20 protein-coding genes and 1 tRNA gene are annotated in these 18,849 nt (G+C 70.1%); 4 read left to right on the top strand and 17 right to left on the bottom strand.

Annotation, left to right across the window (positions count from 1 at the left end; all coding sequences use genetic code 11):
• Positions 1 to 6 precede the first annotated feature (6 nt).
• The 6 genes from QM621_RS05015 to QM621_RS04990 form a co-directional block, all read right to left on the bottom strand.
• Positions 7 to 942, bottom strand: coding sequence for a hypothetical protein (locus tag QM621_RS05015; RefSeq protein WP_414989263.1), 936 nt, complete (start codon positions 940 to 942; stop codon positions 7 to 9).
• A complete protein-coding gene (locus tag QM621_RS05010) occupies positions 939 to 1,829 on the bottom strand; it encodes a hypothetical protein (RefSeq protein ID WP_414989262.1) in 891 nt (296 codons plus the stop codon). The genes QM621_RS05015 and QM621_RS05010 overlap by 4 nt, the downstream gene beginning before the upstream one ends.
• A gap of 94 nt (positions 1,830 to 1,923) precedes the next feature.
• A complete protein-coding gene (locus tag QM621_RS05005) occupies positions 1,924 to 2,835 on the bottom strand; it encodes a tetratricopeptide repeat protein (protein ID WP_414989261.1) in 912 nt (303 codons plus the stop codon).
• 303 nt (positions 2,836 to 3,138) lie between these two features.
• Positions 3,139 to 4,590: a 30S ribosomal protein S1 gene (gene rpsA, locus QM621_RS05000; RefSeq protein WP_414989260.1), complete on the bottom strand. Its 1,452-nt coding sequence runs from the start codon at positions 4,588 to 4,590 to the stop codon at positions 3,139 to 3,141.
• A 766-nt stretch (positions 4,591 to 5,356) separates the two neighbouring features.
• On the bottom strand, positions 5,357 to 6,415 hold the full coding sequence (locus tag QM621_RS04995) for an FUSC family protein (RefSeq protein WP_414989259.1): 1,059 nt from the start codon (positions 6,413 to 6,415) through the stop codon (positions 5,357 to 5,359).
• An 85-nt stretch (positions 6,416 to 6,500) separates the two neighbouring features.
• The gene (locus QM621_RS04990) at positions 6,501 to 6,746 is read right to left on the bottom strand and encodes a DUF3618 domain-containing protein (RefSeq protein WP_414989258.1); all 246 of its coding nucleotides are present in this window, start codon (positions 6,744 to 6,746) and stop codon (positions 6,501 to 6,503) included.
• A 59-nt stretch (positions 6,747 to 6,805) separates the two neighbouring features.
• Between QM621_RS04990 and bcp the strand changes: the two genes are divergently transcribed.
• Positions 6,806 to 7,276, top strand: a complete 471-nt coding sequence (gene bcp / locus QM621_RS04985) for a thioredoxin-dependent thiol peroxidase (protein WP_414989257.1) — start codon at positions 6,806 to 6,808, stop codon at positions 7,274 to 7,276.
• 130 nt (positions 7,277 to 7,406) lie between these two features.
• On the opposite strand, the gene QM621_RS04980 is transcribed toward bcp, so the two are convergent.
• Positions 7,407 to 7,488 (bottom strand) — tRNA-Leu (locus tag QM621_RS04980).
• Between the two features lie 24 nt (positions 7,489 to 7,512).
• Complete coding sequence (locus QM621_RS04975; RefSeq protein WP_414989256.1) at positions 7,513 to 7,938, bottom strand: SRPBCC family protein; 426 nt, start codon at positions 7,936 to 7,938, stop codon at positions 7,513 to 7,515.
• A 31-nt stretch (positions 7,939 to 7,969) separates the two neighbouring features.
• On the opposite strand from QM621_RS04975, the gene QM621_RS04970 reads away from it, so the two are divergent.
• The gene (locus QM621_RS04970; protein WP_414989255.1) at positions 7,970 to 8,431 is read left to right on the top strand and encodes a tRNA (cytidine(34)-2'-O)-methyltransferase; all 462 of its coding nucleotides are present in this window, start codon (positions 7,970 to 7,972) and stop codon (positions 8,429 to 8,431) included.
• A 32-nt stretch (positions 8,432 to 8,463) separates the two neighbouring features.
• On the top strand, positions 8,464 to 9,405 hold the full coding sequence (gene dapD, locus QM621_RS04965; protein ID WP_414989254.1) for a 2,3,4,5-tetrahydropyridine-2,6-dicarboxylate N-succinyltransferase: 942 nt from the start codon (positions 8,464 to 8,466) through the stop codon (positions 9,403 to 9,405).
• Between the two features lie 145 nt (positions 9,406 to 9,550).
• On the opposite strand, the gene QM621_RS04960 is transcribed toward dapD, so the two are convergent.
• The 4 genes from QM621_RS04960 to leuA all read right to left on the bottom strand — a co-directional run bounded on the left by QM621_RS04960 (position 9,551) and on the right by leuA (position 14,004).
• On the bottom strand, positions 9,551 to 10,414 hold the full coding sequence (locus tag QM621_RS04960; RefSeq protein ID WP_414989253.1) for a hypothetical protein: 864 nt from the start codon (positions 10,412 to 10,414) through the stop codon (positions 9,551 to 9,553).
• A 62-nt stretch (positions 10,415 to 10,476) separates the two neighbouring features.
• A complete protein-coding gene (locus tag QM621_RS04955) occupies positions 10,477 to 11,280 on the bottom strand; it encodes an ABC transporter permease (protein WP_414989252.1) in 804 nt (267 codons plus the stop codon).
• Positions 11,277 to 12,209 (bottom strand): ABC transporter ATP-binding protein, encoded by a 933-nt coding sequence (locus QM621_RS04950; RefSeq protein ID WP_414989251.1) that lies wholly within the window; start codon positions 12,207 to 12,209, stop codon positions 11,277 to 11,279. Before QM621_RS04950 ends, QM621_RS04955 begins: the two co-directional genes overlap by 4 nt.
• A 61-nt stretch (positions 12,210 to 12,270) precedes the next feature.
• A complete protein-coding gene (gene leuA, locus QM621_RS04945; RefSeq protein ID WP_414989250.1) occupies positions 12,271 to 14,004 on the bottom strand; it encodes a 2-isopropylmalate synthase in 1,734 nt (577 codons plus the stop codon).
• 137 nt (positions 14,005 to 14,141) lie between these two features.
• Between leuA and QM621_RS04940 the strand changes: the two genes are divergently transcribed.
• Positions 14,142 to 14,645, top strand: a complete 504-nt coding sequence (locus QM621_RS04940; protein ID WP_414989249.1) for a flavodoxin family protein — start codon at positions 14,142 to 14,144, stop codon at positions 14,643 to 14,645.
• A 118-nt stretch (positions 14,646 to 14,763) separates the two neighbouring features.
• Here the strand turns inward: QM621_RS04940 and era are convergent, their stop codons facing one another.
• Genes era through QM621_RS04915 form a run of 5 tightly spaced genes read right to left on the bottom strand, consistent with a single transcriptional unit; the run spans position 14,764 to position 18,778 of the window.
• Complete coding sequence (era, locus tag QM621_RS04935; RefSeq protein ID WP_414989248.1) at positions 14,764 to 15,681, bottom strand: GTPase Era; 918 nt, start codon at positions 15,679 to 15,681, stop codon at positions 14,764 to 14,766.
• A complete protein-coding gene (locus QM621_RS04930) occupies positions 15,681 to 16,019 on the bottom strand; it encodes a cytidine deaminase (RefSeq protein WP_414989247.1) in 339 nt (112 codons plus the stop codon). Before QM621_RS04930 ends, era begins: the two co-directional genes overlap by 1 nt.
• Positions 16,016 to 17,314, bottom strand: a complete 1,299-nt coding sequence (locus tag QM621_RS04925; RefSeq protein ID WP_414989246.1) for a hemolysin family protein — start codon at positions 17,312 to 17,314, stop codon at positions 16,016 to 16,018. Before QM621_RS04925 ends, QM621_RS04930 begins: the two co-directional genes overlap by 4 nt.
• Positions 17,314 to 17,781 (bottom strand): rRNA maturation RNase YbeY, encoded by a 468-nt coding sequence (gene ybeY / locus QM621_RS04920; protein ID WP_414989245.1) that lies wholly within the window; start codon positions 17,779 to 17,781, stop codon positions 17,314 to 17,316. The genes QM621_RS04925 and ybeY overlap by 1 nt, the downstream gene beginning before the upstream one ends.
• On the bottom strand, positions 17,762 to 18,778 hold the full coding sequence (locus tag QM621_RS04915) for a PhoH family protein (protein ID WP_414989244.1): 1,017 nt from the start codon (positions 18,776 to 18,778) through the stop codon (positions 17,762 to 17,764). The genes ybeY and QM621_RS04915 overlap by 20 nt, the downstream gene beginning before the upstream one ends.
• Positions 18,779 to 18,849: the final 71 nt, after the last annotated feature.

The following is an 18,849-nucleotide window of genomic DNA, read 5'->3' as shown; positions in this document are numbered from 1 at the left end:
GGCCGCTCAGCTCTGGTCGACGCCGACCACGCCGCCGTACTGGCCGATGGCGGTGACCTGGCCGGAGCCGGCCGGGATCCTCAGCAAGACCTGATGGGCGAAGCGGACCGAGCCGCTCCCGGCGATGCCCTCGGGTGCCAGCGCGTTCTGCACGGTGCCCGCCGGCCAGGTGACGCTGCTCCCCGACGTCGCCTCGAAGCGGTCGGTGCGACGCAAGGTCGCGAACACGAGGGCGCCGCCGTCGGCGGTGCGCACCGCGTACTCGACCGGGTCGGCCGCCCACTCCTGCGTGAAGACCACGTCGGGGAGGGTCGCGTTCTGCTGATAGGAATCGGCCATCTGCTGCACGAAGTCGTCACCCCCGTCGGGAGCCTCCGGCAGCCGGGACAGCTGCTCGGCGTAGGCCTCCACCGCCTCCTCAGGGGAGGCGGCCATGCCACGACCGTCGTCGACCGGAACGACGACCGCTGTGGCCTCACCCGCCACCCGTAGCTCCGGCAGGCCGACGCCCTCGACGATGCGCGGGCTCGCCACGAGCATCCAGGAGTCGACGGAGTGGCCGCGTGCGAACACCTGGACGCGCCGACCCTCCTCGTCGGCCTCGGAGGCCAGCGCGACGAACCACAACGGGTAGCCGTCGAAACTCGGGATCGCGGCCTGCTCGGCGCTCAACGTGGAGGGCTCGTCGTCGCCGTCGACGCCGAACGCAGCGGTGTCGATGTCGAGCACCGCTCCGCCCTCGACCACCGACAACGGCTTGCCGTCGCCGATCTCGACCGCCGCGTTGTAGATCTCGCGATACTGCTCGTAGACCGCGTCGACCTCGCCCTCGGGGATCGCGAGCTTGGTCATCGGTCCCTCGTCGGCCTCGCGCTCGTGCGGGATCGCGCAGGACACGAGCGTCAGGCAGACGAGCAGCGCGACCATGAACCGACGCGTCATCGCTGGTCCTCCTCGTCGGCGATCTCGTAGTCGTCCAGCTCCGAGGCGTCGACCTCGCGCTCGACGCCGTCCTCGTCGACGAACACATAGACGACGGGCTCCTCGTCGCCGGACTCCTCAGTCCCCTCGTCCGGGTCGGGCGGCGGCTGGACCTCCTCCTCGACCAGCTCGTAGCCGTCGAGGTCGGCCGGGTCGACCTCGTGCTCGACGCCGTCCTCGTCGATGTAGACGAAGACCTCCTCGGCCTCGTCGTCGCGGACGTCGGTCCAGGCGAACTCGTCCTCGCGCCACAGCCGGTCGCGCCAGGCGAGCAGCGCGCCCCAGCACAGGCCGACGCCGATCAACGCCAGTCCGAGCCCCCGTCCGAAACCGCCCTTGACGCCGTAGGCGATGGTGACCTCCAGACCGGTGAGGTTCGTCGAGCCGACCGAGAGCACCGCGACGGAGACGGGCTCGTCGGGCAGCGGCAGGCTGATCGTGGCGCCGCCGAGACCGGCCTGTCCGGCGAGCCACCAGTCGAGGGCCGTCGGTGCCGACGGCAGATTCGGCTGCCCCTCGACCTCGGTCGTGCTGACCTTCCACGGCGTCTCATAAGAGACGACTTCGAGGCGTTCTGTGTCGGCGACGTAGTTCTCGACGTCGATGGAGTTGCCGACGCCGACGAAGACCGGCTTGTCGATGGGCACCTCGACCTTCACGTCGAGTTGCACGCCGGTGTGCTTGACGACGCCCGGCGTGGTGACCAGCGCGGAGGTGTCGGTGTCGATCGGGTGCGGGCCGGTCGTGAAACGGCCGTCGGGGCCGAGCACGACCATGACGCCGACGCCGAGCACGGCCGTGACGACGCCGACCACGGCGAGCAGCCCCGCCCCTGCTTTGCGCAGCATCGTCACCCTCCTCGCACGGCCACGGCCCGCTGGCCGCGACGACGACCCTATAACGCGGCGGTGACAACCGGGCCACGGCACGCGGCGGACCGACTCAGAACAAGGCGGTGGCGAGGGCGCGGCGAGCGGTGGCCACGCGAGGGTCGTTCGCGCCGACGACGGTGAACAGTTCAAGGAGGCGCTCACGCGCGCGCTCCCGGTCGTCCTCGCGCGTGCGGCGCACGAGGTCGATGAGTCGGGCGAAGGCGTCGTCGACGTGACCGCCGCTGACGTCGAGGTCGGCGACCAGCAGTTGCGCGTCGACGTCGCCCGGGGCGTCGGCTGCGGCCGCGCGCGCCCGGCTCAGGTCGGCTCCCGCGACCCGGATCATCAGCCGGGTTCCGGCGAGGCGCTCGGCGACCTCGGCGTCGCCGGGGTGCTGGGCGGCGAGCCGCTCGTACGAGGCGGCCGCGCCCTCCAGGTCGCCCGCGGCGAAGGCCGCGTCGGCCTCGGCGAAACGCGGGTCGGGCGCGTCATCGGCCTCGTCCTCGGGCGCGGAGCCGACGGCGGGCGCGCGACCGGTGACGCCGTGCTGCGCGCCGAGACGGATCAGCTCGTCGAAGTAGGCCCGGATCTGCTCGTCGGGGACGACGCTCTGGAACAGCGGCACCGGCTGGCCTTGGACGAGCCCGACCACGAGCGGGACCGACTGCGCGCCGAGCGCCTGCCCGATCGCGGGATTCGCGTCGAGGTCGACCTGGGCCAACAGGATCTGCCCGTCATAGGCGTTCGCGGCGGCGGCCAGCCGGGCGTTGAACTCGGCGCTCTGCGGCGCCCGCGGCGACCAGAGGTTGAGCACGACCAGGTGGCCCATCGACGCCTCGAGCGCGACCTTCTGGAAGTCCTGCTCGGTCACGTCGACGACCCACGAGCCCCCCGGCTCCCCCGCCGGTGTCGATGAGGGCGAGCCCGCCGTGGGACGGACGAACGCGGACAGGTCGATCGCTCCCGGACGCGAGAAACTCATGAGTCCATCCTAACGTGCGTTTAAACCCTTGGTCGGAGGTCGCCGGAGGCCCGGGCAGCCCACGACCCTCGGACCACAGTCGCGGCCTGAAATCCGCAAAGAGACCGCCTGCCGAACGTGGCACAGCCCAATTCTTCTCGTCGTCCTCGCCGCCCTGTCCCTCGCCTCGCTCGTCTCCCTGGCCCGCACAGTCGTCCGAGACGGCCACGGCTCGAACCCGCTCCCCCGCAGCCGCCCCCGAGACGCGTTCGAGCCCGGCCATCCCTGGGGATGACCGGGCTCGAAACGGGCTAGCTCAGCGGATCACTCGCCGCCGGTGAGCTTCTCGCGCAGGGCCTGCAGCGCCTCGTCGGAGGCCAGCGAACCGGCGTCCGGCTCGGGGGCCTGCGAGGAGTAGTTGCTGGTCTCGCCAGCCTCCACGTTCGCCTTCTCGGCCTCGGCGATCTGCTTCTTGTGGGCCTCCCAGCGCTCGTGCGCCTCGGCGTACTGCTTCTCCCACGCGGCACGGGCGTCCTCGAAGCCCTCCTGCCACTCGCCGGTCTCCGGATCGAAGCCGTCAGGGTAGATGTAGTTGCCGTCCTCGTCGTAGGAGGAGGTCATGCCGTAGAGCGTCGGGTCGAAGTCGTCGGCGACGGCGGCCTCCGTCTCGTTGGCCTGCTTGAGCGACAGCGAGATGCGACGACGCTCCAGGTCGATGTCGATGATCTTGACCATGACCTGGCCGCCGATCTGGACGACCTGCTCGGGGATCTCGACGTGGCGCTCGGCCAGCTCCGAGATGTGCACCAGGCCCTCGATGCCCTCCTCGACGCGCACGAACGCGCCGAACGGGACGAGCTTGGTGACCTTGCCCGGCACGATCTGACCGATCTGGTGGACCCGGGCGAAGTGCTGCCAAGGGTCCTCCTGCGTCGCCTTGAGCGACAGCGAGACACGCTCGCGGTCGAGGTCGACGTCGAGCACCTCGACGGTGACCTCGTCGCCCACGGCCACGACCTCGTTCGGGTGGTCGATGTGCTTCCAGGACAGCTCCGAGACATGCACCAGGCCGTCGACGCCGCCGAGGTCGACGAAGGCGCCGAAGTTGACGATCGAGCTGATGACGCCCTTGCGGACCTGGCCCTTCTTGAGCTCGTCGAGGAACTTCTGGCGGACCGCCGACTGGGTCTGCTCCAGCCAGGCGCGACGCGACAGGACCACGTTGTTGCGGTTCTTGTCGAGCTCGATGATCTTGGCCTCGAGCTTCTGACCGATGTACGGGTCGAGGTCGCGGACGCGGCGCATCTCCACCAGCGACGCGGGCAGGAAGCCGCGCAGGCCGATGTCCATGATGAGGCCGCCCTTGACGACCTCGATGACGGTGCCCTCGACGACGCCGTCCTCGTCCTTGATCTTCTCGATGTCGCCCCAGGCGCGCTCGTACTGGGCGCGCTTCTTGGACAGGATCAGACGGCCTTCCTTGTCCTCCTTCTGGAGGACGAGGGCCTCGACGGCGTCGCCGACGGCGACGACCTCGTTGGGGTCGACGTCGTGCTTGATGCTCAACTCGCGCGAGGGGATGACGCCCTCGGTCTTGTAGCCGATGTCGAGCAGGACCTCGTCGCGGTCGACCTTGACGATCGTGCCGTCGACGATGTCGCCGTCGTTGAAGTACTTGATGGTCTTGTCGATGGCGGCGAGGAAGTCTTCCTCGTTGCCGATGTCGTTGACCGCAACCTGCGGGGCGGTGGCAGGCGTTGCGATACCAGAAGTCATAGCCGTCGGGCTCCGATGGGTGGATAGTAGGAATGGATCAGCGCCGGGACAGGCGTCCCGACACCCGGTCAAGCCTACGGGACGGCCCGCTATGCCATATCGGCGGGGGCGGGGGCAAATCGGAGCGAGTAGAGCGCGGAGAAGCCTCGTCGGCGACGGACCTGGCACGCCCTGAACTCTGCGACGGCTCCGACCGTCAGGACCAGCGCCGGACCAGCCGCACACCTTCCACGTCGGCCGGCCTGAGCGTCACCCTCCAGTTTTTCCACCGGGATAGCGGCGCGATCAGGCGGTCGGGCACCGGATCGGACGCCGTGTTCGGCGCGCTGGCCGCCCTCGCCGGAACCGGCCTCATCCACCGGCGACGCCGCCACGGCAACGCCTGACACACCACCAGCAAGAGGGGGCTCCCCATGGGGAGCCCCCTCTTGCTCATCCCACGACTCCTGAGAAATCTGGCTCGAACCCTTGCACTCGAACATGCGTTCGGATAAAATGGCGGCATCCCCGCCGGAATCGAGGTGGTCGTCGCCGCCGGGTTGGGACGCTCCACTTCGACATAGGTCGCGACGAGGTCGTCCAGACCCGCCGAACCCACCAGATTCGGGTCGTCGAACTTCGCCTCGACCGTGTGCGATGCTTTCGCTTACGAGGTGACCTTCGTGAGCCGACGAACGAGTCTTGAGCACGCCGGATCCTCCCAGCCACAAGGGCGTTCTCGCCCTACGGCACGCTCAACCCGCCACGTTCACCGGTGGATCAGGGCTCAGTCGAAGGCGAGCAGGTCGGCGAACTCGTCGCGGCCGACCCCGCTGGCGGCGAGCAGGTCGGCGGCGAGCGAACGGACCTGGGCGCCGATGGCGGCGGCGTTGATCGTCATCTCGCCGGACAGGCAGGTGATGGCGATGCGGGCCGCCTCGACCACCTCGTCCCGCGCTTCGAGGAAACTGCCCTGGCTCGACAGCGCCTCGGCGTACAGCCGCACCGCCCCGGCGAGCCGCCGGATCGCTACCTCCATCTCCGGCGGCGCCGACTCGGCGAAACGCAGCATCGCCGCGACCCGGCGGGCGAGGACCCGGGTGTCGCGGATGGCGTTGTCGAGGTCGCGCACCGAGCCGACGAACCGCTGCAACTCCTCGCGCTGCCGCCACCGCATCGGCGACATGCGGGCGATCTCCTCGACGTTGAGCGCGGTCGCCGAGACCGTGTCCATCAGCGGCTGCGAGTCCCGTGCCTGGCCGAGCGCGACCTCGCAGAGCGCCGGGTCGCCGGTGCGCATCGACCGCGCGACCCGGTCGAGCACCTCGGCCATCAGGTCGAGCAGACGCTGCACCTGCCGGTTGACGTCGCGCACGGGATCGCGCGGCAGCAGCAAGACCATCGCCAGCCCGCACAGTCCGCCGACGAGGGCGTCGAGGAACCGGGTCAGCGCGGGGTCGCCGCCCCCGGCCACCGGCAGGACCGCCGCGAGCAACACGCCGGAGTTGGCCGCCTGGGTGAGGGCGAGGCCCTTCAAACCGACCAGGGTCGCGACGACGACCGTCAGCGCGACGATCACCGCCATCTGCCACGCTCCGTGCCCGATCGCGAGGATGAGCAGCTCGCCGACGAACACCCCGACCGCGACGCCCACCACCAGCTCGATCATCGTGCGCGAGCGCTGGCCGACCCCGGCGATGATGACGATGACGGCCGCGACGGGCGCGAAGAACGGCTGCGGGTGGCCCAGCGCGTGCAGGGCGACGGCGTAGGCGGCGGCCGTGGAGACGCTGAGCCGCAGGATCAGCCGCCAGCGGCGTCGCAAGGTGGTGAGCCGTTCGTTCACAGGCGCGGGCCGGTCCGACCTTCCCCGACGCACGACCCGGCTCCGGCGAGCCGACGGCCTGCGCAGACCGGCAGCCGGCCGCTCATCAGCGCATCAGCCGCCGCACCACGACGGCCGCGGCGATGGTGCCGGCGACTGCGGCGACGATCGGCACGATGGTCTCGGGGCGGGGCGAGCCGTTCTCGTCGACGAAGCGCGCCTTCACCGCCTCGACGTTGCGCCGCATGATGGTCTTCGGGCTGGTCCGGTCGATCAGCTCGTCGATGGTGGCGGCCAAGTTCTCCCGCACCTGATCGATCTGGGCCACCAAGTCGTCGGTCTCACGCGCCACGTTCTGCTCCTGTCCACCCAGACGAGCCGGAGTACCCGTCTTGGGCAAGGATAGAGCCCATGACGACACGATTGCAGCCCGGCGACACGGCGCCCGATTTCACCCTGCCCACCGACACCGGCGAGACGGTGACCCTGTCCGACTTGCGCGGTCGGAATGTCATCGTCTACTTCTACCCTGCGGCGATGACGCCGGGGTGCGCGAAGCAGGCCTGCGACTTCAGCGACTCCATCGACCGGCTGAACGCCCAGGGCTACACGGTGGTCGGCGTCTCGCCCGACACGCCCGAGAAGCTGGCCGAGTTCCGTGAGCGCGACGGCCTGACGATCACGCTGGCCTCCGACCCGGAGAAGGAGGTCCTGCTCGCGTACGGGGCCTTCGGCGAGAAGAAGCTCTACGGCAAGGTCGTCGAGGGCGTCATCCGCTCGACCTTCGTCGTCGACCCCGAGGGCACGATCACCCACGCCGCCTACAACGTCAAGGCCACGGGCCACGTCGCCAAGCTCCGCCGCGACCTCGGCCTCGACTGACCCCTCCCCCTGAGGCGGTGAGTTGTCCACCTTTGCCGCGCGGTCGGTGAGTTATCCACCGCATGAACGCTCGCAGGGTGGGTGAGCCACCGACGAAGCTGAAACGTGGAAACTCACCGCCCTGCGGGAGTGCCGGTGACAGGATTTGAACCTGCACGTCCGAGGACACAGGAACCTAAATCCTGCGTGTCTACCAGTTCCACCACACCGGCGAGTGCGGGCTCCAGGCTAAGCCCTCAGGGGCAGAGCTTGGGCAGGCCCTTGCCGATCACGACCGTGAGGATCTTGGCCACGACCGGGGCGAGGCCGGGCACCGCGGCGTCGAAGCCGATCGTGTAGTCGAGGCGGGTGCCGCCGTCGGCGGTGGCGGCGAGCTCCTGGCGGCCCCAGTGGCCGCGCAGGGGCGAGCCCTGCGTGATCTGGTACTCGATGAGCGTCGGCCGGTCGGCGGTCACGGTGGTCTCGACGAAGCCCGGCAGCGGGCCGATCTTGACCGTGCGGGCCGAGCCGACGCCGTTGCGCTCGGTGTCGCCGTCTTTGAGCCGCTTGATGTTCGCGCCGAGGACCGGGCCGAGGTTCTCGTGCTCGGCGAGCTTGTCGAAGACCTCCTCGGGGCTGGAGGAGTACACCTGGGTGAGACGCACACGCGTCGGAGCAGTCATGGTCGGATCATAGGGGGCTAGGCTGCGGAGCGTGTTCGCGATCTGTTTCATCGAGCCGCGCATCGCGGGCAACACCGGCTCGGCCATCCGGCTGGCCGCCGCGACCGGCGCGCATCTGCACGTCGTCGCCCCGCTGTTCGACTTCGAGGACAGCAAACTGCGCCGCGCCGGGCTCGACTACCACGACCTCGCCGTCGTCACCGTGCACGACGACCTCGACGCCGCGATGCAGGCGCTGGAACCAGCTCGCGTGTTCGCCTTCACCACGCAGGCGACCCGCCTCTACACCGAGGTCGAGTACGCCGAGGGCGACGTGCTGATGTTCGGCCCCGAGCCGACGGGACTGTCCGAAGAGCACCTGTCCCATCCGGCGGTCACCGACCAGCTCCGGCTGCCGATGCAGTCCGGCCGACGCTCCATGAACCTCGCCAACTGCGCCTCCGTCGCCGTCTACGAGGCCTGGCGGCAACACGACTTCGGCGGCACGCGCTGAGGCCGAGGCGCCGACTCGGTAGCGTGGCCCTCATGACGACGGAGCACCCTGGAGCACACGGATTCGGCCTGGCCACCCTCACCGAGGACGGCACGGTCCTCGACGTCTGGTACCCGGAGCCGCGCCTCGGCGCGCCCGGCGAGCACGACCACGAGCCGGAGGCGCTGACCGCCGCCGAGCGCGAGGACGCGGTGCGCGCCGTGCGGACCGTCGTCGTGCGCACGGTCGTCGACGACCTCGGCCAGGCGCCGACCGACGCCTACGACGCCTACCTGCGTCTCCACCTGCTGTCGCACCGCCTCGTCGCGCCGCACGGGCAGAGCCTCGACGGCGTCTTCGGCCTGCTGACGAACGTCGCGTGGACCTCGCTCGGACCGGTCGCCGTCGACGAGTTGAACGCCGCCCGCGCGCGGGCCCGCGCCCAGGGCCTGCACCTCGCGGTGACCAGCGTCGACAAGTTCCCGCGCATGACCGACTACGTCGTGCCGTCGGGTGTGCGCATCGCCGACGCCGACCGGGTCCGGCTCGGCGCGCACCTCGGCGAGGGCACGACCGTCATGCACGAGGGCTTCGTCAACTTCAACGCAGGCACGCTCGGCACGGCGATGGTCGAGGGCCGGATCTCGGCGGGCGTCGTGGTCGGCGACGGCAGCGACGTCGGCGGCGGCGCGTCCATCATGGGCACCCTGTCCGGCGGCGGCAAAGAGGTCATCAGCGTCGGTGAGAACTGCCTGCTCGGCGCGAACTCCGGCATCGGGATCAGCCTCGGCGACAACTGCGTCGTGGCGGCCGGCTGCTATGTGACCGCGGGCTCGAAGGTGACGCTGCCCGACGGGAAGGTCGTCAAGGCCGCTGAGGTCTCCGGCCAGGACAACATCCTGTTCCTGCTGAACTCCGAGACCGGCACGCTGGAGGCCCGCCCGCGCGGCGAGCAGGTCGGCATCGAGCTGAACGCCGCCCTCCACGCGAACTGACCGGACGCCGGGGAGGTACCTCAGCAACCTCTCCCCGGCTCGAAAGGTAGCTCAGCAACCTATCCGTCATCGGATGAGGTTGCTGAGCTACCTCTGGCAGGTTCGTGAGGTTGCTGAGCTACCTCCCAGCGCTCAGCCAGGCGTGTCAGCCGACGAACGGCTCCGTGCCGGGGACCAGTTTCAGGCCGGCGATGCCCGAGTGGGCCTGGGCGTAGGCCAGCTCGGAGGCGAGGTCGCCGACGCCGTTGCTCAACGGCGTCGGGGCCAGCGCGAGGGTCGACAGAGTGCCGAGCGCGCGACCCTGGCCGTCGAGGAAACCCGAGCCGGAGTCGCCCGGAACGCCCGGCGTGGCGGTGTAGACGGTGTGCGACCAGCCGCCGCCGACCTCGCCGAGGCTCGTTCCGAGCTTCGGCGACAGCGCCTCGACGCCCGCTCGGAGGCTGGAGTTGCCGTAGGAGAAGACGGTGGAACCCGCCTCGCCGGGGCTCACCGCGACCGGACCGCCCCAGAACGGCACCGACGGGTTGACGTCTCCGACCGAGGCCGCGTCGACCTTGACCAGCGCGAAGTCGTTGTAGGCGCAGACGTCCGCGTCGCCCTCGCCGCGCTGCTGCATCGTCCGCCAGGACGAGTAGGCGAGCTTTCCGCTGCCGACGCTCCGTCCCCCGCCGAGCAGCGAGCCGCCCTCGACGAAGTCGACCCGTGTGCCGAGCGGCAGCGCACCCGCCTCGCAACCGTTGGTGTCGGTGGCCTCGCCGAGCCCCGCGCAGTGCGCGGCGTAGCCGACGTAAGTGTTGCCTGCGGCGTCGCTGAAGACGAAGTTCGCCGTGCACTGGCTTCCGTTCGTGTACATCTGGACGCCCGGATGGATGCGTGCGCTGTCGGCGTCGGTCCAGCTCGCCGCCTGCGCCGTGGTCGACAGACCGACCACGCCATAGGCGACGCCGAGCACGGCGCCTGCGATGGCCGCGACCAGGCGACCCGTTCCCCGAGAGATGAAATGGCTCATGTCCTAGCAAACGAAGGGATGCCTCAGTGAGTCACGCCACACCGATATCTCTCAGGCACCTCTCAGCCGATGTCACGGCGGAAGGTGGTGAGCCGGCCGAGCAGGGCGAAGACGGCGCAGTAGGCGAGCATGAGCAGCACGCCCGCCCAGCGGGGCAACAGGTCGACACCCAGGCCCGTCGTGCCGAAGAAGCTCGTGCCGAGGACCGCGTCGGCGGCCGCGCCCGGCAGGTAGGCGGCCACGCCCTGGGTCGCGTCGAAGGCGGCGAGCGCCAGGCGGGCGACCGGCTCGACGAACTGGGTGAACGCCAGCAGCGTCACGATGGCCGCGACCTGGTTCGAGACCAGCGTGCCGAAGCAGACGCCCATGACGGTCCACAGCGCCAGCACGACCACCGACATCAGCAACAGCTTGATCGTCTCCCCCTCGCCCAGGAACGCGCCGTCGCCCAGGAAGGCCAGCACCGGCGCCCCGACGACCACCACCACCAGCGTGGCGACGAGTCCGTAGAACAAGCCGACGGGCACACAGGCGAGCACCTTCGCGAGGACCGTCACCGACCGGCGCGGCTCCACGAGCAGCGTGCCGGTGATGGTCTGGTGGCGGAACTCCGCGGTGACCGCGAGGCTGCCGATGACGAGCGCGAAGGCATAGCCCATCGGGTTGGTCAGCGCGTACACCGAACGAGCGCCCTCAGCCCCGGGGATCGGCACGGCCCCCTCGATGTCGCCGCTCTGCGCCAAGGCGGTGGTGAGGCCCATCATCGCGGCGAGGAAGGCCAGATACGCGGCCATGACGATCAGCAGCAGCCACCACATGCGGGTGCTGACGAGTTTGCGGTACTCGGCGATCAGCGCGGCGGTCATGACGCCTCCCCTTCCTTCGGCGGTCCGGGCGGAGGCGCGGTGGCGCTGCCGGTGAGCCGCAAGAACACCGTCTCCAGGTCGCGTCCGACGTCGGCGAGCTGATGCACCTCGATGGCGGCGAGGAAGAGCGCGGCGCCGATCTCGGCGGCGTCGACGTCGAGGATCACGTGGTGGCCGGGGTGCGCCTGAGACCGCCAGCCCCGCTCCCGGATCAGCCGTTCGGTGGCGCGGTAGTCGGCGGTGCGCAGCAGCACCTGCCGGGAGGCCAGCGCCTCCAGCCCCTCCAGGGTCGAGGCGTGCAGGAGGCGTCCCCGGCCGATGACGACCACGTCGTCGACCGACTGCTGCACCTCGGCGAGCACATGGCTCGACACGAGCACGGTGCGCCCCTCGTCGGCGAGCGAGCGCAGTAGCCCGCGCAGCCAGGCGATGCCTTGCGGGTCGAGGCCGTTGGCGGGCTCGTCGAGGATCACGACCGAGGGGTCGGCGAGCAGCGCCGTGGCGAGGCCGAGCCGCTGGCGCATGCCCGTCGAGTACTGGCCGACGCGGCGCTTCTTCGCGTCGGCCAGCCCGACGAACTCCATCAACTCGTGGCAGCGGTCGTCCGAGACGCCCGCCTGCGGCGCGAGGGTGCGCAGGTGGTTCAGCCCGGACCGGCCGGGGTGGAAGCTCGACGCCTCCAGCGCCGCGCCGACGAGCTGGGCCGGACGCCGGATCTGGGCGTAGGGCTTCTCCCCGACGAGCGCGCGGCCCGAGGTCGGCGCGACCAGCCCGAGCAGCATGCGCAGGGTCGTGGTCTTGCCCGCCCCGTTGGGGCCGAGGAAGCCGGTGACCCGCCCCGGCGCGACGGTGAAGGACAGGTCGTCCACCGCAGCCACGTCGCCGTAGCGCTTGGTCAGGTGCTCGATGGTGATGGCCGCTGACGTCATTCGCCGCCCCTCCTGATGTCCTGCGCCCGACCCTACCGCTTGGCGGTCTCGGGTCAGCCGATCAAGCCTTCGGGATGGTGACCGCCTCGGCGCGGTTGGCGGCCGAGACGACCGCCCTCAGCGAGGCGCGCACGATGTTGGGGTCGATGCCGACACCCCACACGATCTCGCCGGCGATCTCGCACTCGACGTAAGCCGCCGCCAGCGCGTCGCCGCCGGCCGACAGGGCGTGCTCGCTGTAGTCGAGCACGCGGATGTCGGAGCCGGCCTGGCGCATGCCGTCGACGAAGGCGTCGACCGGACCGTTGCCCTCGCCCTTGAACGAGCGCGCCTCGCCGCGCACCACCAGGTCGACGATCTGTTGGTCGTGGCCGTCGGCCGAGGTGGTCGAGCTGAAGGCGTTCAGCTGGTACGGCTCCTCGCTCTCCAGGTACTCGGCGCGGAAGGCCTCCCAGATGGCGTCGGCGTCGATCTCGCCCGCCTCGCCCTCGGACATCTGCTGGACGACCCGGCTGAACTCGATCTGCAGGCGGCGCGGCAGGTCCAGCTGGTGCTCGGCCTTCATGATGTAGGCGACGCCGCCCTTGCCGGACTGGCTGTTGACCCGGATGACGGCCTCGTAGGTGCGGCCGACGTCGTGCGGGTCGATCGGCAGGTAGGGGGCCTCCCAGGCGATCTCGGAGACCGGCACGCCCTGCTCGGCGGCCTGGCGGTCGAGATCCTCCAGGCCCTTCTTGATGGCGTCCTGGTGCGAGCCGGAGAAGGCCGTGTAGACCAGGTCGCCCGCGTACGGGTGACGCGGGTGGACCGGCAGATTGGTGCAGTACTCGACCGTGCGGCGCACCTCGTCGATGTCGGAGAAGTCGATCTGCGGGTCGATCCCCTGGCTGAACAAGTTCATGCCCAGCGTGACCAGGTCGACGTTGCCGGTGCGCTCGCCGTGGCCGAACAGGCAGCCCTCGACGCGGTCGGCGCCGGCCATGACGCCCAACTCCGTCGCCGCGACGGCGGTGCCCCGGTCGTTGTGCGGGTGCAGGCTGATCGCGACGTGCTCGCGGCGGCTGATGTTCCGGCCGAACCACTCGATCTGGTCGGCGTAGACGTTCGGCGTGGCCATCTCGACGGTGGCGGGCAGGTTGAGGATGATCTCGCGGCCCTCGCCCGGCTGCCAGACGTCCATGACCGCCTCGCAGACCTCCAGCGAGACCTCCAGCTCGGCGCCGGTGAAGATCTCCGGGCTGTACTGGTAGCCGAACTCGGTGTCGCCCATGTTCTGCTCGGCGTACTTCATGACCATCTCGGTGCCGCGGGTGGCGATGGCGCGCACCTCGTCGACCGAGGCGTTGAAGACGACGCGGCGGAACAGCGGCGCGACCGCGTTGTACAGGTGGATGTTGGCGCGCTTGGCCCCGGCCAGCGACTGCGTGGTGCGCTCGATCAGGTCCTCACGGGCCTGCGTCAGCACCGAGACGGTGACGTTGTCGGGGATCAGGTCCTCTTCGATCAGCGACCGGATGAACGCGAACTCGGTCTCGGAGGCGGCCGGGAAGCCGATCTCGATCTCCTGGTAGCCCATCTTGACCAGCAGGTCGAACATGCGGCGCTTGCGAACCGGGGTCATCGGGTCGATGAGCGCCTGGTTCCCGTCGCGCAGGTCGGTCGACAGCCAGCGGGGGGCCTTCGTGATGGTCTTCGCCGGCCAGGTGCGGTCGGGCAGGTCGATCGGCGGGAAGGCCTGGTAGCGCCCGAACGGCATCGGGGAGGGGGTCTGCGGCGAGACGGCGTTGTTCTTCATGTCGGGATTCCTCGTGGGTGAAGCGGATTCGCGGTCGGCCGTGCGAGACTCCGCGGCGAGGTGTCCGACCTAATCAGATTCGCCGCGGCAGCTAAGAAGGAGGCTCCCGAAGAACGTCACCGGGTTAGCGTAGCAGCATGAGTTCTGTGTCTCGCCACTTGCTCGTCGTCCAGCACGCCCCCACACCGACTGTGCGCCGGTTGGCCGACGCCGTGGTCGCGGGGGCCCGCGACGACGCGATCGAGGGCGTCGAGGTCGTGGTGCGGGAGGCGTTGGAGGCGAACGCCGAGGACGTGCTCGCCGCCGACGGCTACCTGCTCGGCACGCCCGCCAACTTCGGCTATATGAGCGGCGCGCTCAAGCATTTCTTCGACACGATCTTCCTGCAGGCCGGCGGCGCGCTCGCCGACGACGGCAGCGGCGGCTCGGCCTCCTCGTCGGGCACGAAGAAGCCGTGGGGCCTGTGGGTCCACGGTCGCTACGACACCACCGGCGCGGTGCGCTCGGTCGAGTCCATCGTCGGAGCCCTCGGCTGGCGCCGGGCCGCCGACCACCTGACCGTCCTCGGCGACGTCGCCGCCCCCGAGACCGACCGCGCCCACACCCTGGGCGCCACCCTCGCCGCGACCCTCATGGGGTAGCGCTCTTCCCAGATGTGCGCCATTTTGGGTCATTTCTTCCCAGATTTGCTGACTTATCCACCGTTTGCCCGGTGGCGAACGGTGGATAAGTCAGCAAATCTGGAGAAAAGGTGACCCGTCAGAAGCCGAGCTTGCGGAGTTGTTTGGGGTCGCGCTGCCAGTCTTTGGCGACCTTGACGTGCAGGTCGAGGTAGACGGGGGTGCCGAGGATCTTCTCGATCTGGCGGCGGGAGGCCGCGCCGATCTCGCGCAGGCGCGTGCCCCTGTGGCCGATGACGATGCCCTTCTGACTGTCGCGCTCGACGTAGACGTTCACGCGCACGTCGGTCAGCGGCTTGTTCGCCGGACGGTCCTCGCGCGGCACGACCTCCTCGACGACGACCGCGAGCGAGTGCGGCAACTCGTCGCGCACGCCCTCCAACGCGGCCTCGCGCACGACCTCGGCGATGAGCGTCTCGGCGGGCTCGTCGGTGAGCTGGCCGTCCGGGTAGAGCGGCTGGCCCTCCGGCAAGGTCTGGATCAGCAGGTCGCGCAGCAGCTCGACCTGGTCGCCCGCCGTCGCGCTGACCGGGACGATCTCGGCCCAGCGGACGCCCGCCTCGTCGCCCGCCTTCTGGACGTCCATCAGATGCCGGGCCAGCCGCGTCGGCGAGACCAGGTCGGTCTTCGTCGCCACCGCGAGGATCGGCTTCCTGCGCAGCTGCGCCAGCTCCTTGACGAGGAACTTGTCGCCGGGACCGACCCGTTGGTCGGCCGGCAGGCACATCGCGACCGTGTCGACGTCGGCCCAGGTGGAGCGGACGAGGTCGTTCAGCCGCTCCCCCAGCACCGTGCGCGGCCGGTGCAGGCCCGGCGTGTCGACCAGGATCAGCTGGGCGTCCTCGGTGTGCACCAGACCCCGGATCGCGTGCCGCGTGGTCTGCGGCTTGGACGACGTGATGGCGATCTTGTCGCCGACGAGCGCGTTGGTCAGCGTCGACTTGCCCGCGTTCGGGCGGCCGACGAAACAGGCGAAACCGGAACGGAAGGCGGTCATCAGGTGTGCTTGACCGTGCGGACCGTGCCGTCGGGCTCGGCGGCGTAGACCGGCAGCCCCTCGCCGCCCAGGTCGCGCATCGCGTCGAGGCCGATCACCCGGTCCTCCGGGCCGACGACGGCGGCCGCCTCCAGACCCTTCGCGCCCGACGACACGGCCATCGCGACGGCGAGGTCGAGCGCGTTGACCGACAGCGACTCCAGCCAGACCGTCGCCGCCGCGTAGGTGCGGCCGTCGAGGTCGCGCACCGCCGCCCCCTGACGCGTGTTGGTACGGGCGCGGGCGGCGCGGGCCAGCGTCACCAGCTTGGCGTCCTCGGGCTCCAACTCAATGCTCATGCGCCCGAGGCTACCGACTCGTCGGGGGCGCCCAGGCGCCACACGCGCACATGGCCGACCTTGTTGCGACGTCCCGAGGCGCCCTCGGCCACGAGCCGCAGCCCCGACGCCTCGGCCTCGGAGCCGGGCAGCGGCACCTGGCCGAGGTGCTTGGCGAGCAGGCCGCCGACGGTGTCCAGCTCCTCGTCGTCGATCTCGACCCCGGTCAGCTCGGCGAGGTCGTCGAGGTCGCAGCGCACGCTGATCCGCCACGACCCGTCGGCCAGCTGCTCGGCCTCGTCGGGATCGGAGTCGTACTCGTCGGTGATCTCGCCGACGATCTCCTCCAGGAGGTCCTCGATGGTGACCAGTCCCGCCGTGCCGCCGAACTCGTCGACGACGATGGCCACATGCGTGCGGGCGGCCTGCATCTGCCTCATCAAGCCGTCGGCGGGCTTGGTGTCGGGGACGAACAGGCACGGCCGCATGATCGTGGCGACCCGCTCGACCTGCTCGGCGCCGTGATGGTCGAAGACACGGCGGGTGAGGTCTTTGAGGTAGACCATGCCGACCACGTCGTCGAGGTTCTCCTCGACCACCGGCAGCCGCGAGTAGCCGCTCCGCAGGCACAGCGCCATCGCCTGCCGCAGCGTCTTGGTCCGCTCGACGGACACCACGTCGGTGCGCGGCACCATCACCTCTCGCACGATCGTGTCGCCCAGCTCGAAGACCGACTGGATCATCTTGGACTCGTCGCTCTCGATCAACGAGGAGGCGGCGGCCAGGTCGACCATCTCGCGCACCTCGACCTCGGAGGCGAACGGACCCTCGCTGAAACCGCGACCCGGGGTCAGCGCGTTGCCGATGAGGATGAGCAGTCGGGGGATCGGGCCGAGCACCCATTCGAGCACGGTCACCGGGAGTGCCGAGAGCACCGCGACCTGCTCGGCGCGCTGACGGCCGAGCGTGCGCGGGCCGACGCCGATGAACACGAAGCTGACCAGGCCCATGACGAGCGTGGCGACGAGGAACTGCCGCCAGAGCCCGTCGACCTCGCGCGCGACGAACAGGGCGGCGAGCACGACGGCGGCGGTCTCGGCGAGCACCCGCAGCAGGGTGACGCTGTTGACGTAGGGCGCGGGGTCGTCGAGGATCTTCAGCAGTCGCGCGGCGCCCGCCTGCCCCTCGTCGTGCAGCTCCTCGGCGCGGGCGCGGGAGAACGACGACAGCGCCGCCTCCACGCCGGCGAACAGGCCCGCGACGAAGGCGAGCAGCACCGCTGCCACCACGGGCGTCCAACTGACGGGGTCGGGCATCAGGCGTCTTCCGGGTCGACGCCGAGCAGGAATCGTTGCCATTCGAGCAGCAGGCGGCCCTGCAGCCCGAACATCTCCCGGTGCTCCTCGGGCTCGGCGTGGTCGTAGCCGAGGAGGTGGAGGATGCCGTGGGCGAGCAGCAGGTCGATCTCGTCGATGGTCTCGTGCCCGGCGGCCGGGGCCTGCTGCGCGGCGACCTGCGGACAGAGCGCGATGTCGCCGAGGTAGCCCTCCTCGACCTGGTCGCCGGGCGTCAGCTCGTCCATCGGGAAGGAGAGCACGTCGGTGGGGCCCTTCTTGCCCATCCACTGCTCGTTGAGCATGGCGATGGTGTCGGGCTCGACCAGCCGCACGGTCAGCTCGGTGGACGGGTGCAGCCGCATGCGTCGCAGCACGAACCGCGACAGACGGGTCAGCCGGACGACGTCGACGCCCGCACCGGACTCGTCAAGAACCTCGACGCTCACGGCTCCCCCGTCCCGCGGACTGGTTCGCGCCCGCGTCGAAATGGTCGTAGGCGGCGACGATCTTGCCGACGAGACGGTGCCGCACGACGTCGCGGGAGCTGAGCCGCGAGAAGTGGATGTCGTCGACGTCGCCGAGGATGTCCTGCACGACCCGCAGCCCGGACCGCTGTCCGGCCGGCAGGTCGACCTGGGTGACGTCGCCGGTGACGACGATCTTCGAGCCGAAGCCGAGCCGGGTCAGGAACATCTTCATCTGCTCGGCTGTGGTGTTCTGCGCCTCGTCGAGGATGATGAACGCGTCGTTCAAGGTCCGTCCCCGCATATACGCCAGGGGCGCGACCTCGATGACCCCGCTAGTCAAGAGCTTGGGGATCGTCTCGGGGTCGATCATGTCGTGCAGGGCGTCGTAGAGGGGACGCAAATACGGGTCGATCTTCTCGCTGAGGGTGCCGGGCAGGTAGCCGAGCCGCTCTCCGGCCTCGACGGCCGGACGGGTGAGGATGATGCGGCTGACCTCTTTGGACTGCAACGCCTGCACGGCCTTGGCCATCGCGAGATAGGTCTTGCCGGTGCCGGCCGGGCCGATGCCGAAGACGATGGTGTGCGCGTCGATGGCGTCGACGTACCGCTTCTGGTTGAGCGTCTTGGGGCGGATCGTGCGCCCCCGGTTGGACAGGATGTTGAGGCTCAGCACCTCGGCGGGCCGCTCCTGCGTCTCGGCGCGGAGCATGCCGACGCTGCGCTCGACGGTCTCGCGGGTCAGGCCCTGGCCGGTGCGCACGATGGCGACGAGCTCGTCGAGGAGCCGTTCGACGAGGGCGACCTCGGACGGCGCTCCGGTGACGCTGACGCGGTCGCCGCGCACATGGACGTCGGCTTCGAAGTCGCGTTCGATCAGCCGGAGGAACTCGTCGCCCGGACCGAAGAGCGCGACGGCGTCGACGCTGCTGGGCACGGTGAACGTGTGAGCGGGGTGCTCGGTGGCGGGTTCAGTCATATCTTCGGTCCATGGTAGGCCCTGCGACGACAGGAACGACCGACGACGGCGAGGGGCGTGCTCCAGTCGCC

The sequence above is a fragment of the Aeromicrobium sp. genome (genome assembly GCF_047606445.1).
GTDB lineage: Bacteria > Actinomycetota > Actinomycetes > Propionibacteriales > Nocardioidaceae > Aeromicrobium.
This window is presented reverse-complemented; position numbering and strand designations above follow the sequence as displayed.